Origin of the sequence: Secundilactobacillus folii (assembly GCF_009720675.1) — a bacterium.
Lineage (GTDB): Bacteria > Bacillota > Bacilli > Lactobacillales > Lactobacillaceae > Secundilactobacillus > Secundilactobacillus folii.
Map to the genome: position 1 here is coordinate 166,829 of NZ_WNJO01000001.1, position 26,258 is coordinate 193,086.

Sequence of the window (26,258 nt, forward strand, 5' to 3'; positions counted from 1 at the left end):
CTCTGGGAGGTATGACGTGTGATTCATCCAAAACATCTGACAGCGATGCCAAAGGAATCTCGTCGCTATCAAATTATTAACGAAGTTCTGAATTCTGTGACCCACGGTATTGGGGTCGCTTTAGCCATTGCCGGCTTAGTCATCCTAGTAATCAGAGCAGTTCACGAAGGTGGCGCCATGCGCATTACCGCATTTTCAATTTATGGTGCGCTGCTGGTGATTTTTTACCTGGCATCGACGCTCTTTCACAGCCTGTACTTTACCCGCGCCAGCCACCTCTTCCAAATCTTTGACCATTCCGCCATTTATTTGTTGATTGCCGGCACTTATACACCATACTGCTTGGTAGTGATCAAAGGAACGCTGGGATGGGTCATTTTCAGCGTCATCTGGGTCATGGCAATTCTGGGGGTCATCTACAAATCGATATGGCTGGGCAAATACCAAAAAGTTTCAACTATTATTTACGTGGTTATGGGCTGGTTTTGTGTCCTTGGTTTCAAGCAACTCTATAACGGGCTTGGAATTCCAGGCTTTACCCTGCTGGTTCTCGGGGGCGTTGCGTTTACCGTGGGAGCAGTTATCTATAGTTTTAAAGGCATTAAATTTGGCCACGTTATTTGGCATTTATTTGTTTTGCTGGGAACCGCTCTCATGTATTTTTCAGTTCTGTTATACGCTTAAATCATTAGAATCGTCGGCGTTTTCTGAAAATTCTTACTGAAATAAACATTTAAATTTCCATTATAAGTGAAGAAATCTATAAAATTAAAGTAGCGTTAAGTCTCGCACGTGCGAACTTAACGCTACTTTATTGTTTTACGAATCCAATTAGGCCATCGCGACATTTACTAGTGCTGTTTACGTTCCCAACGCTCAAACGTTAAGCCATACTGATTTTTTTCATCTGCCGGGTGCGAGGTCGAGCTCACGAGCTGAAATTGGTCATAGTCAATTTCCGGCATGTAAGTGTCAGCTTTAAACGTGTGCTGAACCCGCGTTCGAATCAGCGTATCAACGTATGGTAACAAGCTTTTGAAGACCTTGGCTCCGCCACTAATGATTACCTTTTCATTGGGGTGAGCATGCTCATAAGCTACGACATCGTCCACGCTGTGCAAAACGGTCACATTGCTGGGATAATCAGTTTCCGTTCGGGTCGTGAGAACCACGTTTTTACGGTTTGGCAACGGCTTCTTGTAACTAGCAAACGTTCGACTGCCTGAGACGAGTGTATGACCAGTTGTGGTCTGCTTAAAAAAGGCCATGTCGGCAGGTAAATGCCAGGGTAGCTGTCCTTTATGACCGATTGCGTGATGCTGGTCTTCTGCCCAAATAAAAATCATGATTTGCTCCTATACAGCCACTGGGGCTTTGATTGGTGCTGCTGGATGATAGTTTTTAACGCTGATGTCAGTCATATCATAATCAAAAATGCTTGATTTATCAGGATTTAAAACGAGTTGCGGAGCTGGGGCTGGCTTGCGTGACAGCTGCGTCTTAACTTGTTCAATGTGGTTGCTATAAATGTGAGCATCACCAAGCGTATGAACAAATTCACCGGGTTTCAAGCCAACTTCTTTTGCAATTAAGTTAGTCAAAAGTGCGTAACTGGCAATGTTGAACGGGACACCCAAGAAAATATCTGCCGAACGCTGATAGAGTTGACAACTCAATTTGCCGTCGTTCACGTAAAATTGGAACATGGTGTGGCACGGTGGTAACGCCATGCTGGGAACATCTTCTGGATTCCAGGCCGTTACGATCATTCGTCTTGAGTCGGGATGCGTCCGGATGGTGTCGATGACGTTACTCAATTGATCAATTGTTTCTCCCTTACTGGTCTTCCAAGCGCGCCACTGAGCACCATAAACGTTGCCAAGCGTCCCATACTTAGCCGCAAACGCGTCGTCGCTGACGATCCGTTCACAAAACGCGTTCATTTCGCGCTTATAATCCTTATTAAACTCTGCATCAACCAGGGAACGCCGACCAAAATCAGTCATGTCAGGGCCGTGGTAATCAGCGGATTGCACAAAGTTTTTAAACGCCCATTCGTCCCAGATATGATTATGATGTTTGAGTAAAAATTGAATGTTGGTGTCACCGTGTAAAAACCATAGCAACTCACTCTTGATCAGGCCAAAGGGCACTTTTTTAGTCGTCAATAGTGGAAATCCTTGACTCAGATCAAAGCGCATCTGATAGCCAAATGTGGAAATGGTCCCCGTTCCCGTCCGGTCACTTTTATGGTGACCATTTTCTAATACGAAGCGTTCCAAGTTTAAGTAAGCGTCTTCTAACATTGTACAACCTCTCCTATCACTTTTTGACCAGTTATTCTGCATACTGGCTAAGGTAATCCCAACGAGCCATTTTTTCATCCAGTTCATGATCTGTGGCTTCGAACTCAGCTTGTAATGTAGCTAATTTATCATAATTATCGCCGTTTTGGTTCATTTGTGACTGCAAATCTGATTTTTTATTTTCCAAAGCGTCAATTTCGTCCTCGATGCCGTCCCATTCCTGCTGTTCCTTGTAAGTCAGCTTGGTCTTTTGCTTTTTAGCGGGCTTATCAGTTTCATTAGAAACCTTAACAGCCGTTTTTTTATTACTGCCGCTTGACTGTACTGGCTGTTTTTGCTGCGCTAAATAGTCGGTAAACAGGCCACTGTAACGTTCGATGCGGCCGTTACCATCAAAAATTAACAGTTTGTCAGCTACTTTATCCAGAAAATAACGGTCATGAGAAACGGTGATCACGGTGCCGTTAAAGTGTTTGACGTAATCTTCCAGCACGGTCAAGGTGGAGATATCCAAATCGTTAGTCGGTTCATCAAGAAACAAAACGTTTGGCTGACCCATCAATAATTTGAGCAAATACAGTCGGCGCTTTTCGCCCCCGGACAGCTTGCGAATCAACGTTCCGTGCATGAAACGTGGAAACAAAAATTCTTCTAGCAACTCCGAGACAGAGATTGAATCGCCATTTTTATCCGTCACGTGTTGCCCGACTTCACTGAGATAGTTGATGATGCGCTTATCGCCTGGAATCGGCTCGGTTCGTTGCGTATAATAGGCCATTTTAACCGTTTCGCCAATTGTGATCGTCCCGGAATCCAACGGTAGCCGCTGTGCCAAAACGTTCAGCAGCGTGGTTTTCCCGGCACCATTTTCACCACTGATGCCAATCCGGTCACCCGCCTGCACTAACAAGCTGAAATCTTTTAAAATCAGGTGATCATCTAAGGTTAAATTGGCGTCCTTTAATTCGATGACCTGTTTGCCCAACCGCGACTGACCTAGATCGATTGAGACGTCTTGTTCGCTGGGCGTTGTCCCAACGGTTTCTTTGATTTCATTAAACCGGTTGATCCGAGCCTGCTGCTTGGTCGAACGCGCTTTTGCCCCAGTGCGCATCCAGGCAAGCTCTTGTTTATAGAGCCGTTGCTGTTTATGCTCCTTAGCGGTCTCTTGTTCAACACGTTCCGCTTTTTGAGCCACGTAGTCTTGGTAATTACCATCATAGTTAAACAGCCGCCCAAAGGACAGTTCCCAAATATGATTGGCAACTTGATCCAAAAAGTAACGGTCATGAGTCACAACAAGTAAAGCACCTTTATAATTGGCCAGGTAATTTTGCAGCCAGTCAATTGAGTCGAAGTCCAAGTGGTTGGTCGGTTCATCCAACAACAAGAGATCCGGTGCTTGAATCAAGACTTGAGCCAAGCCGACTCGCTTCCGCTGACCACCTGACAATGTCCCCATCTGCTGGTTAAGGTCAGTGATGTGCAACTGAGTCAAAATAGTTTTGACGTCGCTTTCAGCATTCCAGGCATCAGCCTCATTCATCTGTGCTTCAGCATCCATGTACTGCTGTTGTTTTTGTTCATTTTCTGGGTCTTGACTGTAAGCTGCCAAAACGTCTTCATAGTGCCGAATGATTTTAAACACCTTTTGAGAACCAGAAAAAACGGCGTCCATCACAGTCTTTTGGTCGTTAAATTCTGGTTCCTGCTTTAAATAGGCAATTGAATAATCGTTTGGGGTAATGATCTCACCATCATATTGTGCGAGACCTGCTAAGGTATTCAATAACGAGGTCTTACCACTCCCATTGGTGCCAATCAATCCGATTCGATCGTTTTCGTTAATAATAAAGTTAACCGAATCAAATAGCGTTTTTTCACCGTATGTCCGGGTTAACCCTTCTGCTCGTAATGTTTGCATCTTGTCACGCTTTCTCGTTTAAATAATTGATTGCAGCTGCTTTTAAATCACTGCTCTGATTTGCTAAGTGACCATCTACCACTTGCCGTTCAATATAATCAAGCGCCTGCCCTAATTGTGGACCCGGCTTAATACCCGCTGCCATTAAATCTTGACCGCCAATTTCCAACTCTTTCTTCGAATGAATCGACAAGTTTTCGTAAGCCGTTATCAGTTCTTTTGTAACATATCGGGTCGTTCCAAGTTGACCTGCCACTTCATTTGCGACCGACAGAAGCTGTCTCCCAGTTTGATACAGTGTCCAGTCATCCACACTGCCCGCTTGTATTGCCCTCACAGCCTTCACCGCTGTTCGGGTATCTGAGATCAACTGGTTCGCTGATTTCCAGTCCTTTAACAAGCGGTCGATCTGGTTACCCGTCAGTGATAATTTGCTTGCTATTAAGGTCCATACAGCCGTCTCGCTACTCATTCCGGTTTTCAGTTGATGTTGTAGTTGACTCAATTGATCTCGGTATTGGTCAAAGTCAGGACAGTACTGGTATAAACCCGTTTGAAGAAAGACGTCAAGTCCCTTGGCCGGCCATTTGCCAAGAAGTAATTTAACAAATTCAACGTGAATTCTTTCCACCGCAATTTTGGTCAGCAACTGGCCATGATGTTCAATTCCTGTAACTGTCGCTGGGTCAATGACGAAGTTGAGCTGACTAGCAAATCGCACGGCTCGCATCATGCGCAAAGCGTCTTCGTTAAAGCGTTTTTCAGGGTCACCAACTGCTCGAATACGCTCCGCTTTCAAGTCGTCTAGACCATCAAAATAATCGATGATCGTCCCATCAGTCTTCAAGGCCAGCGCATTGATCGTGAAATCACGACGGTTTAGGTCCTCTTTTAAGGAGCGCACAAATTGAACCGAGTCGGGTCGCCGATAATCTTGATAACCCGATTCAGTTCGAAACGTAGTGGTTTCATACCCCGTTCCGTGATCCAGAATCATAACGGTACCGTGTTCAATGCCAGTATCCACAGTCCGTTTAAACAATGATTTGACCTCTTGCGGATAGGCACTTGTGGCAATGTCCACATCATGAATTGGTAACCCCAGCAAAGTGTCTCTCACTGACCCGCCAACGTAATAGGCCTCAAAACCGGCAGCTTCAATTGTGTCAATGATTGGCTGCGCCTTAACAAATTCTTCTGGAAGTGTTTCAATTTTCATTTTTAATCGACCCTTTATTTGAGTTAGATAATTAGATTCAATTTTCAGTCTATTTCAGTTTACCAGATAACGGAAACAGAACCAACTGCTAGCGATTTGAATATGATATGATAATGAACGAATAGCCATGCAGATAACAAATACAGTTGGGAGGGATCAATGTGACAAATAGTGTAGAAGAAAAAATTCGGCCGTTCGACTTATTAATGATCACGATTGGCTGTGCAGCCTATGCATTTGCACTGATCATGTTTAACATTGCCAATCAGTTAGCTGACGGTGGCATCAGTGGCGTGACCCTGATTTTACGCGCATTATTCCATTTTGATCCAGCCTACTCAACCATTTTGATTAACATCCCGCTAATTTGGATCGGGTACCATTTCCTGGGGCGGCGATCAGTCATCTACACGCTTTATGGAACGATTATGCTAGCGGTATTTTTGTGGGTCTGGCAACGGGTGCCAATCAGCATTGATCTGCATCACGACTTATTTTTGGCCGGAATGGCTGCTGGCATTACCGGCGGTGCTGGAAGCGGCTTGGTCTATCGGTACGGCGGCACCACTGGCGGAACTGATATTGTGGCGCGAATATTTGAGCGCCTACGTGGTGTGCCAATGGGACAGACCCTGCTGTGGCTTGATGTGATCGTTTTATTTGCCTCATTGGTCTACATCGATATTCGCCATATGGCCTATACCCTGCTTTGCACGTACGTATTCTCGCGCATCGTTAACTTCTTGTTAAGTGGAACTTATGCTGCCAAGGGCGTGCTCATCGTCAGCAAAGAGTCCCAGCGAATCATTGATGAAGTGATGGATGATTTGGAACGCGGTGTTAGCATCTTACACGGTGAAGGCGGTTATTCTCATCAGGATCGTCCCATCCTGTACGTGGTGGTCAGTCCAAGTGAACTGCACGATTTACAGATGATTGTGAGTGATCTCGATAAAAATGCATTTATGACCATTTTTGACGTCAACGAAGCGATTGGTGAAGGCTTTACTTATTCACGTCCCGCTAGAAGGTCGATTTTCAAACGTTCCCGCTAGTTGTGGGTTTGTTTTTGGTTTTTTAAGTTAAAGTAACTTTTTATTATTCTCTAACATTAACGACAACCTGAATTTTTCCTTTCAAGACATAACAAAAAGACCATCGACCTTCGCCGACAGTCTTCGTCTTTAAAATCTAACTCATTAAAAATCGTTCAACTGTTCTTCAGCCAGCATATCTGCCATTTCGACATCATCAGGTACCACTTTAACGTACGCCTTTAACAGTGACATCATTTGATCGTGCTCACCCATCTCACGGAAGAAATAAATCGCTGGTTTTAAGAAGTCCGGCTGATCCATAAAGTACGGTGCGGCTGCTTGATAATAGCGGTCAGCCTCATCGTATTTTTCCAAATGAGTATCCGAAACTGCTAAATTCCAATATAGTTGGGGATCAACATTATCCTGCCCCACGTAATCGGCCAAGAAATCAACGTTTTCCTGGAAACGTCCCTGCTTCACGTAGAGATTAGATAGCTTAATAACAATGTCTAGATCTTCCGCATCAAGGTCATGGCCCTTTTTTAGATACGTTTCTGTAAGTTCTTCGTTATCCAGTCGAGCAGCAATATCTGCCGCGTAAGACCACAGCTTTTCGTTATACTGGTCAACACCCAACCCCTCTTGAAGGGTCTTCAGGGCATCATCTAGCCGATTTTCAGCCACTAATGCCTGACCTAGGTACGGGTAAAGACTCGTGTACTGCGGATCGGTATCCTTCAATTCTTCTAACAGCGAAATGGCCGGCTTATAATCCTTTAACTGCAAATACGTGAAACCAGTCTCAAATTTAACATCAGGTGTCATATCACCAGAATGAATTTGCTTCAAATACCCGATTGCCTGTTCAAAACGGCCGGCGTTAGCGTAGGCAACCCCAATTCGTTCTACCAAGTTAACACTGCTGAATTCGGGAATCCCCTGCTTGATCAAACCGAGATATAGCGGAATAGCACGCTTGAATTCGCGCATGGTAAAGTATAATTCGGCCAGCGCAAACTGAATTGCCGGCTCATCAGGAGCCAGATCCAGCGCCTCTAACAGCTTTTGTTCACTCACTTCAAACAGCTCTTGAGTTTGATAAAGATCCGCCGCCACCATCAGTGCCCGCACGTAGGCAGGAGAATCCTTCGATACTTCGTTCAGCAATTCTAATGCCCGATCGTTTTGATCATCATCGATCAGGACGTCAGCCAAATTGACCCTAACATCATCTTCATCAGGATAACGTTCCAGTAGTTTTTCATAAATTCGACGTGCTTGATTTAAAAACCCTAAAGAATAGAGTTCTTCCGCCAAATTATAGAGTGTTTCGTCATCATCATGGCGCAAAGCACTCGCGTATGTTTTTTTAAATTCATCCACCTGACCGCGTTCAAGTTGGTCAAGGGCTTGCTGTGAATAGCTCATATGAACCTCCCAATCCTTATTCATGACAATCCATGTTAGCACGTTAGTGGCGCTACCTCAAGCAGTAACCCTTCAGATAAAATGTTCAGCTATCCAGAACAAAACACCGATAGTTTCAAAAGATCAGTAATCAAAAAACCAGCCCGAAAAATCGGACTGGTTTAAAACTGTTAATAATCAAATTATTTAACAGCATCCTTCAAAGCTTTACCAGGCTTAAATGCTGGTACTTTGCTTGCAGGGATTTGGATCTCAGCACCCGTTTGTGGGTTACGACCCTTACGAGCTGCACGTTCGCGAACTTCGAAGTTACCAAAGCCGATCAGTTGAACCTTTTCGCCCTTAGCCAAAGTTGCTTGAACTGAATCAAATACTGCGTCAACTGCTGAAGTTGCATCCTTCTTAGTTAAGCCGGTTGCAGCAGCAACATCGTTGACAAGTTGAGCTTTATTTGCCATGAATGATTCGCCTCCTTGGATAAAATATGATGAGTACACGTTCATCTCATCTAGCCGATCAACAAGTCAATCAGGCCATGAAATAATAACGGGTTCCCGCATCATTTCTGTTTCCAAGATAGCACACAAAGCCTATCAGGGCAAGGTTTTTTGCCGTTTATAAGCATTTATTATGCCAAAAACGCGATTTTTCTCGTACAAACCTGAAAAAGAGGCGGAAAACCACGATAGATTAAGCATCCGACTACTTTCGATGACGCTCAATAATGTGAATCGGTGTGCCGGTAAAATCGAAGTGTTCCCGAATTTGATTTTCCAAATAACGTTCATATGAAAAATGCATCAGTTCTGGATCATTCACAAAAAGGACAAAAGTTGGCGGCTGAATTGCCACCTGAGTCGCAAAGTAAACCCGCAAACGCCGACCGTTATCATTTGGGGTTGGATTCATGGCGATTGCGTCCATTAAAACGTCATTTAAGGTTGATGACTGAACGCGTTTAGCATGGTTAGTCGCAACTGTTTTAATTAATTTTGGTAGTTCACTGAGTCGCTGATGGGTCTTGGCTGACACAAAAACAATCGGTGCATAGGCCAGATACTGGAATTCTTCGCGGACATGAACCTCAAAATCATGGAGGGTTTGGTTATTCTTTTTTAGTGTATCCCACTTGTTGACCACAATAATGATTCCGCGGCCAGCTTCATGGGCGTATCCAGCCACCCGTTTATCCTGTTCCCGAATGCCTTCCTCGGCGTTCAACACAAATAAGACCACGTCAGAATTATCAATGGCTTTCATTGCGCGCATGACACTGTAACGTTCAGTATTTTCGTAAACTTTACCACGTTTTCGGATCCCAGCGGTATCGACCATCGTAAAATCAGTGCCATCAGCCACAAATTTTGTATCAATGGCGTCACGGGTCGTCCCCGCAATTTCAGAAACGATGACCCGATTTTCTCCCAGTAACGCATTCACTAACGAGGACTTACCAACGTTTGGCCGGCCAATTAAACTGAAACGAATACTCTGGTCATCAGGCTCACCCGTTTTATCAGGAAAGGCTTTGATCACAGCGTCCAGTAGGTCACCTAGTCCGAGTCCGTGAGCACCAGAAATGGGGTATGGATCACCGAATCCCAGTGAATAGAAATCATATATTTCCTGACGTAGTTCAGGATTATCAGCCTTATTAACGGCCAGGACCACCGGTTTATTAGCTCGGTATAGGATCTGGGCAACTTTTTCATCGGCGTCAGTAATCCCCTCACGAACACTAACGACAAATACAATGACGTCTGCTTCATCAATGGCAATTTCAGCCTGCTGAGTGATTTGTTTTAAAAACGGTTCGTCACCCATATCAATACCACCGGTATCGATCAGACTAAAAGTCGTTCCTAGCCACTCACCATGGGCGTAAATTCGATCTCGCGTAACCCCTGGTGTATCTTCCACGATTGAGATGCGGTCACCAGCAATTCGGTTAAAAATCGTTGACTTCCCTACATTTGGTCGGCCGACAATGGCAATTGTTGGCATACTCATACAACATCCCTCTTTTCCATAATCATTTTACTTATCATGATAGCAATAAAAAAGTCATCTTGAAACTGGCATTCCGTTCCAAAATGACATTCTTTATTTAATCACAAATTTCGGTTTTGAAACTTAACGTTTGATCAGTTGTTATCTGAATCTGAACCCTTTTGGGCGTTTTTCAGTTGGTCACCAACCAAATCACCTAACGTAAAGCCAGAGTCATCATCATCAGTTGACATCTGACTAGGTGCCGATTGCTTACGAGGTGCACGATGCTTTGGCTGCTCATCGTTGTTATTATTGCTGCCAGCCGGCTTCTCCTTCAATGCTTTGATTGAGAGTGCCAAACGGTGAGCGTCTGGATGAACTTCCAAGACCTTGACCTTAACCTTTTCACCAGTGGATAAGACATCATTTGGTGTGGCAATATGCTCGTGGGCAATCTGAGAAATGTGAACTAATCCTTCAACGCCAGGGAAGACTTCTACAAACGCACCAAAACTGGTCAAACGCTTAACGGTTCCTTCAAGAACAGCCCCTTCTGGCGCCTTTTCTTCAATCCCATCCCAGGGTTCAGGCAATGTTTGCTTGATTGAAAGGGAGATCCGGTTACGGTCTGGATCAACTGATAAGACCTTCACCTTAACCTCTTGACCGACTTTCAAAACATCGGAAGGCTTTTCAACCCGTTCGTAAGCAATTTCAGAAACGTGAACCAAACCATCAACACCACCAAGGTCAACAAAGGCACCAAAGTTGGTCAACCGAGCAACCTTACCTTCAACCGTATCGCCAGCCTTTAAAGTACTCATGATCTCTTCACGTTTAGCAGCCTTTTCTTGTTCAACCAGGGCACGGTGGGACAAGATCAAACGGTTTTCACTTGGTTCAATTTCAATAATCTTAAAGGTCATTGTCTGGCCCTTAAACTGGTTCAGATCTTCAACAAAGTGGTCACTGATCATCGAGGCAGGCACAAAGCCACGCACCCCAGCATCAACAACTAAGCCACCCTTAACCACTTGGGTAACAGGTGCTTCGATGTTTTCACCAGCTTCATACTTCTTTTGAATTTCGTCCCAAACTTTGCGGGCTTCAAGACGACGAACAGATAACAGGTAGCTGCCGCCCTCTTTGTCATTACCAATTTTTGAGATAACAACCAAATCAAGAGTATCGCCAACCTTGACGACATCATTGATATCCGAAACGGGCTTTGTTGAAAGTTCCTTTTGTGGTACCACACCTTCGATACCGGTGCCTTCGATACCAACGATTGCTTGCTTGTCGTCATCAATGGCGAGAACCTCACCCTTTACGACGTCACCAACATTCACCGTTTCAATGCTGTTTAAAGCATTTAATAAATCGTTGTTCTCATTGTTATTGTTTTCACTCATACGAACTTTTCCTCCTTGCGACAACTCTAATATAGATTTTATCCGAAAACTGTTAATAATACCAGTAGCATGACGCACATTTATTCGATTTCTTTTCGTTTTTGTACAATTATGTCACTAATCTTAGCCACCACTTCGTCAATTGACAGTGCAGTGGTGTCCAAACGAATGGCATCTTTAGCCTGGGTCAGTGGTGAGATGGCCCGCGTCGAATCCTTATGATCACGGGTTTCAATCTCTTTTTTCAGGGTCTCGATCGGTGTATGGATTCCCTTTTCAGCATTGTCCTTAAACCGTCGCTGAGCGCGTTCCTCAACACTGGCCACCAAAAAGATTTTAACTTCGGCATCGGGCAGTACCGAGGTGCCAATGTCACGACCATCCATGACGATCCCACCCGCTTCGGCAATTTGTCGCTGACGGTTCGTCAAATCAGCGCGCACAGTGCCCTGTGCCGCTACTGTTGACACGTTATTGGTCACGTCAGGCTGCCGAATAGCCATCGTAACTTCTTGACCATCAAGAAAAACTAATTGTTCGGGATTTCCAGGTTTAAAGGTAATTTCGGTTTTTGTTAACATTTTAGCTAATGCCTCGGGATCATCAAGGGCAACGTTTTCACGCATGGCCTTTAAAGTTACCGTGCGATACATTGCCCCCGTATCACAGTAGACATACTTAAAACGGTGTGCAATCTTTTTTGCCACCGTACTTTTACCAGCCGAAGCTGGGCCGTCAATTGCGACTTGTAATTCTTTTTTTGACATCCTAACCACCTATATCACTAATTATTTAACGCGTAATTTTTGTCCCGGGGTTAAAGTTGCGTTAGCTGATAACCCGTTCAGCTCTTTAAGTCGCTGCACCGAAATACCGTTATTAACAGCCACCCGATACATGCCTTGCCCTTGACCGACAGTCGCGTATTGACTGCTAGACCCAGAGGCCTTGCTGGTCGACTTTTTCGCTGATGAAGCAGTACTAGACTTAACACTGCTTGTCGCTTGACTAGTTGAACTAGCCTGGGTAGTTTGCTGCTGAGCTGCACTTGCGGCTTGTTTGGAACTCGCACGTGCCACTCTTGCCGCTTTAACAGACGACGTCGAAGCGGATTCAGCAGCTTTGGAAGAAGAGGCAGCACTGACAGACGATGCCTTTTCCGACGCTGATTTAGCGGCTTTTTTATGCGAAACTGATGATTGTGAACTAGTCTGTTCGCTGGAAACACTCATTGAACTTTCCGGCTTATTCATCGCACTTTGACGTGCCAGGCCATAAATTAATGAGCCCACCGCAATAATAATAATGATTGCAACTAAAATAATGGTGACCAGCCGATTATTATGACTCTGGCGATGCCGTTTAGTTCGAGACAGATTGCCCTGGTCGTCTCGATCGTCCGCAAACGATTGATCCCAAGGCTTCGTGCCATTCGATTGATCGTCTTTCTTTGGATCCATCTCATTTTACCTCCTCAAAAACTTTCATAAGAAATTGTACCATAGCTCATCACCGAGTGGTAATTTTTTTAAAACCGGTTAGCAAAGGTTATGAGAAATTAAATAATTGTGCAATGATCGTCTGCCAGTCAGCCTGTTGAGTCCCTGATGAGACTGGGGTGCTCACTAACAATCCCAGTTGCTGAAGATCTAATCCTTCCGAATCATTCACACAGCATTGCGAGACCTTGGAAGCTATCGGTTGACCAAAATAGCCCTGAATAAAGGCGCGCTTGCACGTCGGTATTCGAACGTAAGTCATCAGTTGACTCAGTGCCAAGGCCCGCTGTTCACGTCGCTTAGTAAACGCCAACTTGATCTGCTCTTCACGGTAACCATGCTGTTTGTAAAACCAGATCAGATTGGCCTTTTCGGCACTGTTTTCTTGTGGCTGATGCTTAAAATAATAACTGATCTCATCATCTTGGGGCACCGTTGCGTCACTTAAAAACTGACTCAGCTGCTCGTCACCAGATAAATAAAGCAGGATCGCCACACTTTGCTGTCCATCACGGCCAGCGCGGCCAATCTCTTGCCAGTAGCTTTCCAGATCCCCAGGCAGGTGGTAATGGATCACAAACCGGATATTATTTTTATCGATCCCCATGCCAAATGCACTTGTGGCGCAAATAACGTCCAGTTGATCCTGCATGAACTGCTGCTGAACTTTAAAGCGCGTTTCCGCATCTAGATCAGCGTGATAAGCAGCCACTCTACAGGACGTTTTGGCATTCAGCAATTCAGCCATTTCATTGGCCTTTTTCTTGCTAGAAAAGTAGATCACACCGGGAGTTCGCAGCTCACTGACCAGTTCAACTAAACGGGCGTCTTTATCGTCTGCGGCTTCAAAACGTTCCACATCCAAAAAAATATTTGGCCGGTCGACTGGTTGAATGATCTCAGCTGCTTTCGACAACTGCATTTTTCGTTTAATATCTGCTTTTACACGGTTCGTCGCTGTTGCCGTCGTCATTAACGTCAGCGGGTCACCAAGTTGATGGCGAATCTGGCCTAACAATAAGTATTCAGGACGAAAATCGGGCCCCCAAGTTGAGATGCAGTGCGCCTCATCGACGACCAATAACCCGGGTTTAACCGCTTTGACTGCTGCTAATACCTGTGGTTGACTCAACATTTCGGGCGACACGAATAAGTAGCGGTAAAACTTTAAATGATTCACGACCCACTGGTGCTCTGATCGGCTCATTTGAGAGGTCAACGCCGCGGCGCGCTTTTCACCCCGGACATTCAGAGAAATCACTTGGTCTTGCATCAGTGAAATGAGTGGTGAAACCACTAACACTAACTGGTGAGTAACCGCACCGTACAGTTCATAGATGAGTGTTTTCCCCGCACCAGTTGGCAGTACTGCTAACGTGTTTTGACCACTGGCAAGCGACGTCAAAGCTTCCAGCTGCCCCGGTCGAAAGCTGTCAAAACCAAACCGGAGTCGTAGTGTTTGATAGAATTGGTCATTGCTGATCATCCGTTTGTTTACTCCTTAATATTTCAAATAATCGAAACTGCCAAAATGCCACTTGCGTGTTGGACAACTGGTTGAACTGCCAGTCGTCTAAGTTCTGAGTGGCAAACTGATCCGATAGCTCGTTTTGCAACTGCGGTGTTAAGAGTTTCTCATACGGAAATTGATCGACTGGTAGCATAATTGCGGCTTCCAAGAGATGTTCTTTAACCGTACTGACCTTCAAACGGCGCTGATGACCAATTTCTTCGAGTGCTTGACCTGCCTGAAACCGGTTTAAAGTATTCAGTGCACTTTCGCTGATTGGTTGGCGCGATAGACCCGCCAACAATGCCTTAACACTAGAGTCTGACTGAGCGCGTAAAAAGTGCACGAACTGGCACGCTAGATCAGTTAACATTAGGTGCGCTTCACTACTTGAAAGCCCATTTTGCTGGGCTAACTGCAGCAGAGTTTCGCCTGGTCGATCATGGCCAACCAGCAAGCGACTAAAAAAGGTGGCCTCACGCACCGCCAACTGCTTCAAAAACCGAGTCAGTACGGCATTGAATTCAGCACTTAAGTCGGCGCTATAAAATTGCTGGTACCACTTCTTGATCATCTGTTTAACTGGCCAGGCAACCTGCAACGGATAATACTTTCGGGTTTGATAACTCTGCTCTGATACCACTTGAGTAGCCAATAAAAAACGTTGCCAAAAGGTGTCTAAGTCAACCGTCAGCCGAACCGGCAGTGCCTTCGGCTGATACCGAGTCTGTCTGAGCACTTGCTGTCGCTCAGCTCCCTTTTTAGTCAACACCGCGTTCGTGTCTGTTACTGACAGCAAACCGTCATGCACCAAGCGTTCAACGTGGCCGTCCATTGTTTGACGCGTCAGCTGCTTATCATATCCCAGCCATGCTAGCTGGTGGTAACGCATGCCCCAGTACAAAGTTGAAACCGTCCGCTTACCGATTAAAATATTTTCAATCACTCGCAGACGCCGTGGTTTGGTTGGCGATAAGTAACCAATCAGTTCTGCCGCATCCATCGTTTCTTCACCTACCATCAAAGTCCGTTTGCAAACCACCACTGGACTCCACAAAAGTCTGTTCTCATTTTCCCACACGCAGCAAGGACTGTCTAGTGACGATCAACAGCTAACAATTAAAAAGATCCACGGCCGTTTAGCTGCAGATCTTCCTTCATTTTCGTCTAAAATGGATTAAATTCAGTTTTAATTACTACGCTCACAGCAGATCTGACTGCTGACGCAAGAAGTGCTTCATTCGGTCGGTGCACAACACAAATACCAGCCCAACCACAACGCCCTTGATCAAATTAAATGGTACTACACCAAACAATACCAGTTGCGCCAATGGCACGGTGATCTTCATGCCCAAAACAGCCATGTACATCGGAATCAAAACGAGCCAGTTTAACAGTGCCATCACAATTGACAAAGTGATCGTTCCACCCACAACCCCTAAAACAAGTCTGGTCACAAGTTTTTTACCGGTAACGTGCTTCAAAACCAGGTAGATTGGCATCATAAAACTGACTGAAGCAATGAAATTAGCAACGACACCAATTAAATTACCTAGGCCGACACCAGTGATCAGCCAGTATAACAGACCCTTGATCGCGGCAATTAAAATGCCTCCTACCGGGCCAAACATGACCATTCCTAAAAGAATCGGAATGTCAGAAAAATCAATTTTCATGTATGAGACCATCGGGATTATCGGAAACGAAATAAAGTAGAGCAAGTACGAAATACCAGCAAATAACGACATGATCACAACTTGACGAATACTGAATGTTTGACTATGTTCCATTAGAAATTCCTCCCAAAAGGCGGCCATCTTCATCCGAAAACCCAAACAAAAAACCGAATTAATTTTCTCCAGAGAAAAAACCAATTCGGTCGCACAATTTATTTGCGTTAACCCAATCTTCTTTATACCAGACTTTACTGTCGGTCTCGGGATTACACCGAGTCAACTACTTAACAAAGTAGGTCGCGGACTTTTACCGCCGGTCGGGAATTGCACCCTGCCCTGAAGATGAAACCTTATTATTTAATTTACAATAATAATTGTAAGGGGTTTACTTACAAATTGCAAGTCATTTGTCTAGCTTCACTAGTCGTTTCAGTTCCTTAACTTCGTCAGCCTTTAATTCGCGAAAGTCACCCGGCTGGACACCCTTTAGCGTCAAAAAGGCATAGCTTTCCCGTTTTAACTTGATCACCGAGTGGCCAACCGCTTGCAGCATCTTTTTCACCTGATGGTTTTTACCCTCATGGATCGTAACTGAAACGATAGCTGTTTGTTTCTGTTGATCACTTGATAAAAGTTTTGACTTTGCCGGTGCTGTAACTTTACCCTCGATAGTCACCCCTTGACGAAGGTGTTTCAGCTCGTCATTAGTAGGAATGCCCTGGACTTTTGCGACGTAAGTTTTATCAACCTCGTATCGCGGATGGGTCAACTGATTAGCCAACTGACCGTCATTTGTTAGTAACAGCAGGCCAGTTGTGTCGTAATCCAACCGACCCACTGGATAGACCCGTTCTTTAACCTCGTCATTGAGGAGGTCGATCACTGTTTTACGGTGCTTATCATCCGATACCGTTGACACGACCTGACGAGGTTTATTCATTAAAATATAGACTGGCGCTTCGGTTTGAATCGGCACTTCATCCACGGTCACATGGTCGTGGTGACCAACTTTGACTCCTAACTCAGTTACCGTCTCACCATTGACTTTCACGTGGCCAGCAGTGATTAATTTTTCGGCACCTCGTCTGGACGCAACACCAGCGTGCGCCATGACTTTTTGCAATCGTTCCATAGGTTATTTTTCCTCCGCATTAAGCTGTTTATTAAATCGTTTCATAAATAGGTCGCCAGAAGTAACTTCTTCCTCTGAGGTTTGGGCCTCGGGCAACGGTGGTAGGTCAGACAGATCATGTAAACCAAAGTAGTCCATGAAGTAGTCCGTTGTCTTATAAAGTTTCGGCCGCCCAGGAGTTTTCCGCCGGCCCGCTTCCGTGATCAACTGTCGAAGGAGCAGTTTATTAAGCGTCCCTGAGCTTTGAACCCCACGAATCTCGTCAATCTCGATTCGCGTGATCGGTTGGTTATACGCAATGATCGCCAAAACCTCCAGAGAGGCCTGAGAAAGTCCGGTGGAACTCGGTGCTTCAAAATACTGACTGACCGTATTGGCGAGGCTTTCCTTTGTTGCCAGACGAACCCGATCGCCACTCTTTAAAATAACTAGCGCGCAATCTTGGTCATTAGCGTATTTTTGATTGAGCTTTGTCAATGACTGATTGACCGCGGGGATCATCGAACCCGTCAACGTTGCTAATTCCTGAATGGTCAGACCAGATTCGCCACTCACAAAAAGCAGCGCCTCTAATTGTTGAATCTTTGTCATGCTTGAGCCCCCAAATTTGCCGGTTTGACCGTGATTGGCAGCACCCGGTTGGGTTGATCGATAGCCACCTCATGCTGCTTCGTCATTTCTAGTAGGGCCAAAAAGGTGGTCACTAGTTCTTCCTTATCCGGTTGCTGATCAAATAACTGACCAAATGGCACTGCCACCTTAACTTGACTTAGTTTGAACCGAATTTTTTTGATCTGGGTTTTGACAGTATACTGTTCAGCATGGATCAGCCGCATCGGTAATTCCGGCTGACGCTGTCGTTGCAGCAGATCTACCAGCACCCGCTGAAGATCAGAAATCTTTAGACCTGGTGCAAGCTTACCTAAACGAATACCGGCAGGAACAGCCATCTCAGGACGCGTAAAAAACTTTTGCCGCGCCTCAGATTGCTGTTTAAACCAGCTGGCTGCCTGTTTGTAGCGCTGGTATTGAATCAGCTGACTGACCAGTTGATCCTGCATGTCAGCCAAGCTGGGTTCATCGTCATCATCAGCTGGTACTTCTGGTTCCGGCAACAATAACTTGGCCTTCATTTTCATGAGCGTCGCGGCCATTACAAAGTAGTCACCAGCGACATCGAGCTGATGGTCTTGCATCTGCCGTAAGGCTTTCATGTACTGATCAGTGATCGCCACAATTGGAATATCGTAAATATCAATGGAGGCGGATTTGATCAAATGCAGTAACAGGTCCAGCGGCCCTTCAAAGTTTTGAACGTGAATCAACACTGGCTGTTCACTCATGTCGAGCCTCCCATCTGGCAATCACCGCCGTATTTTCCAACGTCCCCATAATGCGCTGATCAGGGTACATGTCCTGCAGTTCATCGAGGATCGTGTTGGTCTGATTCTCATCTCTGACGGCCGGCGTTAAAGCAATCAGCCGCACAATGACAAACTTGGGCCGAATCTCAACGCCGACGATTCCTGAAAAATCCTGGTTCATATCCTTCCAAAGCAGCAACTGGCGCGCATCACTATCTTGATACCACTGCAATTCTGCCTGTAAGCGATCGATCTTCTTCAACGTTGGTACAAAGGAGAGCAGTCCCATTGCCACTTTTTCATAATCTGCTCGATATTTAAGTAACAAATTGATCCCTCCTGTCACTTTATGCCCGTGGATGGGCTTTCCGATAAACCTCTGCTAAGCGTTTTTGAGAAATATGAGTGTAGATCTGAGTGGTCGAAATGTCTGAGTGCCCCAGAAGTTCTTGCACGATCCGTAAGTCCGCCCCGTTTTCCAAAATGTGGGTGGCAAATGAATGACGAAGTGTATGCGGCGTCACGTGCTTTCGAATCCCCGCAACACTCACGTAAGTTTGAATTTTTTGCCAAATACTCTGACGGCTCAAGCCACCGCCATGGGCATTTAAAAATAGGTATGGTGAGGTGCGCTGCTTGAGTAAGAACGGTCGACTCTGGTTCAAATAACGGTTGATCCAGTCAATGGCTACGTCACCGATTGGAATAATGCGTTCTTTGTTGCCCTTACCGATGGTTTGAATCAGCCCCATTTCCAGGTGTAATTCACCCATTTTTAAATGCACGAGTTCACTGACCCGCAGACCAGTCGCATACATGACTTCTAATATCGCTCGGTCACGAATTCCGTATTTGTTAGTGGTATCCGGTGCAGCCAGTAAGGCAGTCACTTCTGCAACCGTTAAGACCTGCGGCAAAGGACGACCCTTCTTGGGCGCCTTAACCTCGGCCATTGGATCCACCTGAAGCCGTTCATTTTGAACCTGATACTGGAAAAAGCGACGTAACGTGGACACCATTCTGGTCACACTGCTACGCGCTTTACCCGCAGCTTGCTGTTGTTTAAGGAAGTTTAGAATCGTCAGCTGATCGACCTGCTTGATCTGACTGATTTTTTGCTGCTTCAAAAAAACCGCAAATTCCTGCAGGTCCAGTCGGTAAGACGCAATGGTGTTGGCTGATAAACCACGCTCGATCTTTAAATCGTGCAGGTAATCCTCAATCAGTTCGTCCATCGTGATCACGTCCCGCTTCTGTTAACCATAAGTAACCGTCGTGCTGTGCAGCGAACCGTTCCTTCATCAAATGGCCAACGGCACGCTTAAATTGCCCCTTGCTGATCCCAAAATAATCCTGGATGTCCTCCGGGGCACTCTTATCTGTAAAATTGATTTTGCCCTCAGGAGCGTGCTGTAAAGTTGCCAGTAACATCAGCGCATCATCACCAATGGCTTCGTACGCCCGTGGACGCAAGGACAATTTCAAGGTACCATCCGGATACTGACTAATAACGCGAGCCTGAAGCTGCTGCCCCAGGCGCGGTTCTTGATCCCGTTCAGACGGGTCAATGAAGCCCAGGTGATAATCACTGGTGATCACCATTGTCCCAGCCAACTTTAGCCGGTAAGCAGTCGCCACCACGTCTTGGTTGTTCATCTTCTTAGTGACCGGCTGTGCAATGACGCGAAATAAGCCTTCGTCAGCTAAATCGCCCCACATCCGGCCCTTTTTATCCAGCTTAATGGCTAGCATCAATCGGTCACCCCGTTGTGGCCATAACGATGCCATTTCTGGCAGGTCGTCCAGTGAAACAACTAGGTCTTTATTAGGTAACCCAATGTTGACAAAGACACCTAGACCATGCTGGACACGTACCACCTCACCAATAGCGTAGTGATCCACCATCACTTTGGGGGCGTTACGCGTCATTTGCAGGTGGTGACCTTCGTTTTCATACGCGAAGCCAGTGAAATGACTGCCATGCTTGAGTGGCTTTTTAATCTCTGTCTTATCCAATTGAAAAGTCAGTCCACTGACCTGCACAAAGTATTCCTTATCATTTTCATCAGTTACTTCCCCACTGATTAGTCGGCCAAGTAGCTGTTCTCCTTCATTATTCATCCTTGTAACTCCGTTCATTTAAGTTAACATACCTCATGATATTATCGCACATATTGACATCAGGTGGTAGCGGTTTGTGAGCTAGGTATAAATTAAGTGATTTCAGTTCTGGCTACCCTTTATCATGAAGCTTAAGTTTTGAATGTCGTTAGTACACAATTCCAATTGCAATTCTCCGCTCGGTACTTGGTAACATCAAATAACATCAAACAATTAGGTGGATCGATAACTACAGATCAACTTTTACGAAAATAAAAAGCCCGGCACAAATGCCGAGCTCTTGAATCGTAAATTAAGTTTACAGTGCGTTTGAAGCACCATGGTAAACAACACCACGACGCGAATCAACAGTGATCAATTCACCGTCAGAAATCTTGTCAGTTGCGCCTTCAGCACCAACAATAACTGGAATTCCCATGGAAATACCAACTACGGCAGCGTGTGAAGTTAACCCACCGTTTTCAACGATGATTGCGCTAGCCTTTTCAATGGCTGGCAAGTAGTCCTTGTCAGTGTTCTTAGTAACCAAGACACTACCTTCAGTAGTCTTGCTGTTTGCTTCGTTAGCGTTGCTTGCAATGACCGCTTTGCCGATCACCGTGTCATCACCGACACCTTGGCCGCGAACTAACTTTGAACCGATCAATTGAACCTTCATCAGGTTAGTCGTACCGCGTTCGCCAACGGGAACACCGGCAGTGATCAAGATCAAGTCGCCTTCCTTGGCCAAACCAGTTTCAACCGCTTTGGCTGCAGCTAGATCAAACATTTCATCGGTGTTAGCTGGCTTTTCAGCAACGATTGGGTAAACACCCCAGTTAACCATTAAGCCACGACGAGTACGGTCGTCAAACGTAACGGCCAAAATATCAGCATCGGGACGGTACTTGCTGATCATCCGTGCAGTGTAACCAGATTCAGTGGCTGCAACAATCGTCTTAACACCCAAATTCTTGGCAACACGAGCAACTGAAGCACCAATGGCTTCGGTCACGTCGCCACCCTTTAAATCAACGTGATCAGTACCGAAGTCCTTCAAAGCATTTTCAGCCTTCAAGTCGATCCGGTTCATGGTTGCGACTGATTCAACAGGGTATTCACCATTAGCACTTTCACCAGAAAGCATGGTTGCATCGGTGCCATCAAAGACGGCGTTAGCAACGTCAGATGCTTCGGCACGGGTAGGACGTGGGTTTTCTTGCATTGAATCAAGCATTTGAGTAGCGGTAATCACTGGCTTGCCCAAAATGTTGCATTCACGAATCAAATGCTTTTGAACCAACGGTACGTTTTCAGTTGGAATTTCAACACCCATGTCACCACGAGCAACCATCAAACCATCGGAGACTTTGATGATGTCGTCAAAGTTGTTGATTCCTTCTTGTGATTCGATTTTAGGGAAGATCTGAACGTGTTCCATGTGCTTTTCTTCCAACAGTTCGCGAATATCCATCACGTCTTGTGGTTTCCGAACAAATGAAGCAGCGATAAAGTTGATTTCGTGATCCAAACCAAAACGAATATCTGAGGCATCCTTTTCAGTGATCCCTGGTAAGTTGATTGAAACGCCAGGTGCGTTAACACCTTTCCGTGAACCAAGCATACCATCGTTTTGCATGGTACCAATTAATTCTTTGTTAGCCTCGTCCTTTTCGTCAACGACCATGTCAAGCAGACCATCGTCAAACAAAACGTGGCCGCCAACGTGAACGTCATCGAATAACCCAGGATAGGTAACCGCGATCTTATCCTTAACACCTTCTAAGGATTCATCCATTGAAATGCGGAGCTTGTCTCCAGTATGATACTGGATCTTACCGTCCTTTTGAACGGTGGTCCGAATCTCGGCACCCTTGGTATCAAGCATGATACCGACTGTCTTGCCAGTAATCTTTTCTGCTTCATGGACATTTTGAAGACGACCTAAGTGTTCTTCGTGATCCCCATGAGAGAAGTTAAACCGGAAAATGTTTGCGCCGGCCTCGATCAGCTTTACGATTGTATCGACATCGGTACTTGCAGGACCAAGTGTACTTACGATCTTGGTTTTCTTCATAAGAAAAATCTCTCCTTTGAGTTTGAGACCGATTGAGTTGCAGTGTCACCTTGTGATGATTACCACATCAAAAACGGCCAATTTGGATTCCGATAGTTATTCTATCACTTTTCATTTTTATTGTCTGCTGTGTTTTCCTAAAATCCGCTCTTTTCTGATATAAAAGCGTTTTCATGGGTTTTATTCAGTCTAAATCAACAGTGAAATTTAATTTTTAGCCTGCAAAACCACATTATGGTCGCCTAAAATTTTTTCTAATGGCTGAACTAATTGCTCATTTTCGGGCAACCAATATTGCCGTTTAAGCACCCGCTTACTATCATCAGCCACCCGGTAAATGATGACCGGAGTCTGACCTGCATTTTCAGCTAAAAACCGCATTAGCTGGTCACGGATGGTCGACGTATCGGTGTCGGGCGTTAGTCGCAAGAACCAGCGGGCGGCTGGCGAAGACGCCGAAGCCGGCTTTTTTGATGCCAGTTGGGCTGCTGAGACCACTGAATTGGCAACTACCTGCACGCTGCCACGGTTGGCTTCAGTTTTTCCAATCACCAACAGGACTTGCTCATTTTCGAGCCAGGTGACAATTTGTCGATACGTATTTGGAAATACAGTGATACTGACTTCGCCAGTCAGATCGCTGGCGGTCAAAAAGGCCATCTGATCGCCATGTTTAGTACGGATGGTACGAATTCGCGTCACGTAAACCAACATGCTGACCTGCTCATTCACACTTAGGTCGGCAACTGTAACGGTGTTGCGATCCCGAGCCAAATCGGCGTATTGCTCCACAGGATGACCCGATAGATACGCACCCAGATATTCGTTTTCCTTTGCCAGCCGTTCATTCAGCGAAAAATCCGGCTTAGAAACGATTTTAGGTGCTAAGGCTTTAAACAGGTCTAGGCTGCTGCCACTTAGTTCCACACTGCTTAAAAACTCGGGCAAACTAGCAATTAGCTCGGCCCGGTTATTACCAAAGCCGTCAAACGCCCCGGCATAGATCAGCCCTTCGATCAAATCGGACTTGAGCCATTTAGGATCTAGGCGCAGCAAAAACTGGTGAAAGGATTTGAAGGCCCCATTAGTTTTCCGTTCCTCGATGATACTTTGCAGCATATCTCGACGCATGCCTTTGATCGAGGCTAAACCAAAGCGGATCTGACCCTTTTCCAGGCGGAAATACGGGCCGCTGGCGTTGATATTTGGTGCTAGGATCTTGACATCATGACGCTTTGCTTCCATTAGGTAAAGTTTGGTTTTCGTACTATTATTAAGGACGGAATTCAACAGAGCAGTAAAGAAGGCCGCTGGATAATGAGCCTTTAAATACGCCAGTTCAAACGCCATTTTACTGTAGGCGACCGCGTGTGAACGATTAAACCCGTAGTTGGCGAAGCGGTCGATGTAATCAAAGGTTGCAGCGGCGACCTTTTGATCATGCCCTTTGGCCACTGCACCGTCTATGAAGCGTTTTTGCATGGCGTCCATCGTAGCCCGCTTTTTCTTACTCATCGCCCGCCGCAGTAAATCGGCTTGACCAAGGGTGAAACCACCCATGGTGCTTGCCACCTGCATGACCTGTTCTTGATAAACGATGATTCCGTAGGTCGGCGCTAAAATCGATTTTAACGAGTCATCCGGATAAGTCACTGGTTCCTGTCCCAACCGCCGCTTGATAAAGTGGTCAATGTTTTCCATCGGCCCCGGTCGATAAAGGGCGTTCACGGCCGCAACCAGTTCAAAATCATCAGGGTGCAGACGCCGCAGCACGTTCTTAATGCCGCTGGATTCAAATTGGAACACTCCGTTAGTATCTCCAGACTGAAATAGTGCTAGAGTGGCCGGATCATTGAGGTCGATGCGGCTGATAGCTAACGGTTTACCAGTCTGAACACGGACGTACTTTAAGGCTGCCGCCAGCAAGCTCAAATTACGGAGCCCAAGAAAATCCATCTTGAGCAAGCCGACTTGTTCGACATAGTCCTTGGTATACTGGGTCATTAGCATCGTCTCGGAGCCGTTTTGCACCGGGACGATCTGGGTCAACGGTTGGTCACTGAGCACAATGCCAGCCGCATGAGTTGAATAGTGCCGTGGCAGGCCTTCCAATTGAGAAGCTGTCCGAAACAGCAACTTGTTCAGCGGTGAATCTGCAACTAAGTTTCGTAACGGCTGCGACTGATCGTAGGCCTCTTTCAAGGACACGTGCAGCACGTTAGGAATCGTTTTGCTCCATTCGTTTAATTCGTAAGGACGTAATCCAAACACCCGGCCAACGTCTCGAATGGCTTGCTTAGTAGCCAGTGTGCCGAAGGTAATGATCTGGCCAACTCGTTCGTGCCCGTACGTCTGGTGGACGTATTCCAGGACTTCTTCACGCCGATTATCTGGAATATCCAGATCAATATCAGGCATTTGAGCCCGTTCCTCGTTCAAGAAACGTTCAAACAGCAAGTTATAGCGCAACGGATCAACATCGGTAATTCCCAGTACGTAAGCCACCAGCGAACCGGCAGCGGAACCACGACCAGGCCCGGTTTGAATGTCAGCTTTTTTGGTGAATTGCATGACGTCCCAAACAATCAGGAAATAATCGTCGAATCCCATTCGGTCGATAACGTCCAGTTCGTGCGTGAGCCGCTTTTGATATGGTGCTGCATCCGTGATTTGATTTTCCCTTAATCGCCGAGTCAATCCGGTGGCACACTGAGCCTTCAAATACTGCTTGGCGGGTTGTTCATCCGGTGTCTGGTATTTTGGCAACCTTGGGCGCTGAAATTTAAGCTCGATTTGACAAGCTGCCGCCACCGACTCAGTTAACTGAGCCGCAGTTTTTAAGCCGAGTTCAGTGTAAAGGCTTTCGTACTCGCTAGCCGGCCGAAGCCAGTATTGGCCGGTCTTGGTCTGCGCCTCAGAAAGGTTGCTGATCGTGGTGCCATCTTTGATGGCCTGCAAAACACTGACGGCAAAGCGGTCAGTGGCGTTCAAGTAACGCACTTCTGGCAGCGCAACGAGCTTTACCCGCTCATCAGCCGCCAATTTTGTCAGCAACTGACGGACAGCAGCGGACTGGTTAAGGGCAACACCGATAAGCAAACTGTCAGTATCCACCAACGCTTTGAGTTGGGCCAGCAATTGAGTCACGTTGGTTTGCTGTCCCTGATCCAGCCAGTATTGCAATTCACTTTCACTGGGCAGGATCACCATCAGATCACTCAGCCAGGCCTGAATCTGAGCCACGGTAACCGGTTCACTGGTAGTGCGGGTCTGAATGAACGATGAAATCGCCATTAAATGTTGATAACCGGTTTGATTTTTAGCCAGTAAAACCATTGGAAACGTCTGCTCAGTTGCAAAAATACCTGCTAGTTGTGCGGTTAGACCGATCACTGGCTGAATGTGGTACTTCAAACAAGTCTGATAAAAGGCGACGGTCCCGTACATCACGTTTCGGTCAGTCAGTGCTAAAGCCTGATAACCTCGCTCGGCCGCCGTTTTAACCAGCTCATCTAACTGGTTGGTACTCTGCAGCAAACTATAGCTGCTCATGACTTGTAGCGGAACAAATCCCATCGT

The 26,258-nt window shown here is 46.0% G+C and carries 23 protein-coding genes and 1 riboswitch; of the genes, 2 read left to right on the forward strand and 21 right to left on the reverse strand.

Annotated elements, in window-relative coordinates; translation table 11 throughout:
* Positions 1-45 precede the first annotated feature (45 nt).
* On the forward strand, positions 46-684 hold the full coding sequence (trhA, locus tag GM612_RS00810) for a PAQR family membrane homeostasis protein TrhA (protein WP_155430649.1): 639 nt from the start codon (positions 46-48) through the stop codon (positions 682-684).
* 167 nt (positions 685-851) lie between these two features.
* Here trhA and GM612_RS00815 read toward each other — a convergent pair whose 3' ends face one another.
* From GM612_RS00815 to GM612_RS00830, 4 genes are read right to left on the reverse strand one after another with little or no spacing between them, the layout of a single operon-like run.
* Positions 852-1,346 (reverse strand): dihydrofolate reductase, encoded by a 495-nt coding sequence (locus GM612_RS00815; protein ID WP_155430478.1) that lies wholly within the window; start codon positions 1,344-1,346, stop codon positions 852-854.
* Positions 1,347-1,355: 9 nt separating this feature from the next.
* Complete coding sequence (locus tag GM612_RS00820; RefSeq protein WP_155430479.1) at positions 1,356-2,306, reverse strand: thymidylate synthase; 951 nt, start codon at positions 2,304-2,306, stop codon at positions 1,356-1,358.
* A 31-nt stretch (positions 2,307-2,337) separates the two neighbouring features.
* Entirely contained in the window at positions 2,338-4,230 is a 1,893-nt protein-coding gene (locus GM612_RS00825; protein ID WP_155430480.1) for an ABC-F family ATP-binding cassette domain-containing protein, read from the reverse strand.
* 4 nt (positions 4,231-4,234) lie between these two features.
* Positions 4,235-5,449: a CCA tRNA nucleotidyltransferase gene (locus tag GM612_RS00830; RefSeq protein ID WP_155430481.1), complete on the reverse strand. Its 1,215-nt coding sequence runs from the start codon at positions 5,447-5,449 to the stop codon at positions 4,235-4,237.
* Positions 5,450-5,655: 206 nt separating this feature from the next.
* On the opposite strand from GM612_RS00830, the gene GM612_RS00835 reads away from it, so the two are divergent.
* Positions 5,656-6,504 (forward strand): YitT family protein, encoded by an 849-nt coding sequence (locus tag GM612_RS00835; RefSeq protein WP_155430650.1) that lies wholly within the window; start codon positions 5,656-5,658, stop codon positions 6,502-6,504.
* 144 nt (positions 6,505-6,648) lie between these two features.
* Here GM612_RS00835 and GM612_RS00840 read toward each other — a convergent pair whose 3' ends face one another.
* The 17 genes from GM612_RS00840 to dnaE form a co-directional block, all read right to left on the reverse strand.
* Complete coding sequence (locus tag GM612_RS00840; protein ID WP_155430482.1) at positions 6,649-7,917, reverse strand: tetratricopeptide repeat protein; 1,269 nt, start codon at positions 7,915-7,917, stop codon at positions 6,649-6,651.
* A 182-nt stretch (positions 7,918-8,099) separates the two neighbouring features.
* Positions 8,100-8,375, reverse strand: a complete 276-nt coding sequence (locus GM612_RS00845) for an HU family DNA-binding protein (RefSeq protein WP_155430483.1) — start codon at positions 8,373-8,375, stop codon at positions 8,100-8,102.
* Between the two features lie 244 nt (positions 8,376-8,619).
* Positions 8,620-9,927, reverse strand: a complete 1,308-nt coding sequence (gene der, locus GM612_RS00850) for a ribosome biogenesis GTPase Der (protein WP_155430484.1) — start codon at positions 9,925-9,927, stop codon at positions 8,620-8,622.
* Positions 9,928-10,061: 134 nt separating this feature from the next.
* Entirely contained in the window at positions 10,062-11,321 is a 1,260-nt protein-coding gene (rpsA, locus tag GM612_RS00855; protein ID WP_155430485.1) for a 30S ribosomal protein S1, read from the reverse strand.
* A gap of 80 nt (positions 11,322-11,401) precedes the next feature.
* Complete coding sequence (gene cmk, locus GM612_RS00860) at positions 11,402-12,088, reverse strand: (d)CMP kinase (RefSeq protein ID WP_155430486.1); 687 nt, start codon at positions 12,086-12,088, stop codon at positions 11,402-11,404.
* A gap of 21 nt (positions 12,089-12,109) precedes the next feature.
* The gene (locus tag GM612_RS00865) at positions 12,110-12,781 is read right to left on the reverse strand and encodes a LysM peptidoglycan-binding domain-containing protein (protein ID WP_155430487.1); all 672 of its coding nucleotides are present in this window, start codon (positions 12,779-12,781) and stop codon (positions 12,110-12,112) included.
* Between the two features lie 88 nt (positions 12,782-12,869).
* Positions 12,870-14,306 carry a RecQ family ATP-dependent DNA helicase gene (locus GM612_RS00870; protein WP_155430488.1) on the reverse strand — a complete coding sequence of 479 codons (1,437 nt, stop codon included), beginning with the start codon at positions 14,304-14,306 and terminating at the stop codon, positions 12,870-12,872.
* Positions 14,293-15,387 (reverse strand): helix-turn-helix domain-containing protein, encoded by a 1,095-nt coding sequence (locus GM612_RS00875; RefSeq protein WP_173021177.1) that lies wholly within the window; start codon positions 15,385-15,387, stop codon positions 14,293-14,295. The genes GM612_RS00870 and GM612_RS00875 overlap by 14 nt, the downstream gene beginning before the upstream one ends.
* Positions 15,388-15,532: 145 nt before the next feature.
* Complete coding sequence (locus tag GM612_RS00880; protein WP_155430490.1) at positions 15,533-16,120, reverse strand: ECF transporter S component; 588 nt, start codon at positions 16,118-16,120, stop codon at positions 15,533-15,535.
* A 111-nt stretch (positions 16,121-16,231) separates the two neighbouring features.
* A riboswitch (FMN riboswitch) is annotated at positions 16,232-16,354 on the reverse strand.
* A 55-nt stretch (positions 16,355-16,409) separates the two neighbouring features.
* Entirely contained in the window at positions 16,410-17,138 is a 729-nt protein-coding gene (locus GM612_RS00885; RefSeq protein WP_155430491.1) for a pseudouridine synthase, read from the reverse strand.
* A 3-nt stretch (positions 17,139-17,141) separates the two neighbouring features.
* Entirely contained in the window at positions 17,142-17,729 is a 588-nt protein-coding gene (gene scpB / locus GM612_RS00890) for an SMC-Scp complex subunit ScpB (RefSeq protein WP_155430492.1), read from the reverse strand.
* Entirely contained in the window at positions 17,726-18,481 is a 756-nt protein-coding gene (locus GM612_RS00895; RefSeq protein WP_155430493.1) for a segregation and condensation protein A, read from the reverse strand. The genes scpB and GM612_RS00895 overlap by 4 nt, the downstream gene beginning before the upstream one ends.
* Positions 18,474-18,830, reverse strand: coding sequence for an N-acetyltransferase (locus GM612_RS00900; RefSeq protein WP_155430494.1), 357 nt, complete (start codon positions 18,828-18,830; stop codon positions 18,474-18,476). The genes GM612_RS00895 and GM612_RS00900 overlap by 8 nt, the downstream gene beginning before the upstream one ends.
* A 19-nt stretch (positions 18,831-18,849) precedes the next feature.
* Positions 18,850-19,737, reverse strand: coding sequence for a site-specific tyrosine recombinase XerD (gene xerD, locus GM612_RS00905; RefSeq protein ID WP_155430495.1), 888 nt, complete (start codon positions 19,735-19,737; stop codon positions 18,850-18,852).
* Positions 19,721-20,623, reverse strand: coding sequence for a CvfB family protein (locus GM612_RS00910; protein ID WP_155430496.1), 903 nt, complete (start codon positions 20,621-20,623; stop codon positions 19,721-19,723). Before GM612_RS00910 ends, xerD begins: the two co-directional genes overlap by 17 nt.
* 298 nt (positions 20,624-20,921) lie before the next feature.
* A complete protein-coding gene (gene pyk / locus GM612_RS00915) occupies positions 20,922-22,679 on the reverse strand; it encodes a pyruvate kinase (protein WP_155430497.1) in 1,758 nt (585 codons plus the stop codon).
* A 207-nt stretch (positions 22,680-22,886) separates the two neighbouring features.
* Positions 22,887-26,255 (reverse strand): DNA polymerase III subunit alpha, encoded by a 3,369-nt coding sequence (gene dnaE / locus GM612_RS00920; RefSeq protein ID WP_155430651.1) that lies wholly within the window; start codon positions 26,253-26,255, stop codon positions 22,887-22,889.
* Between the last annotated feature and the right edge of the window lie 3 nt (positions 26,256-26,258).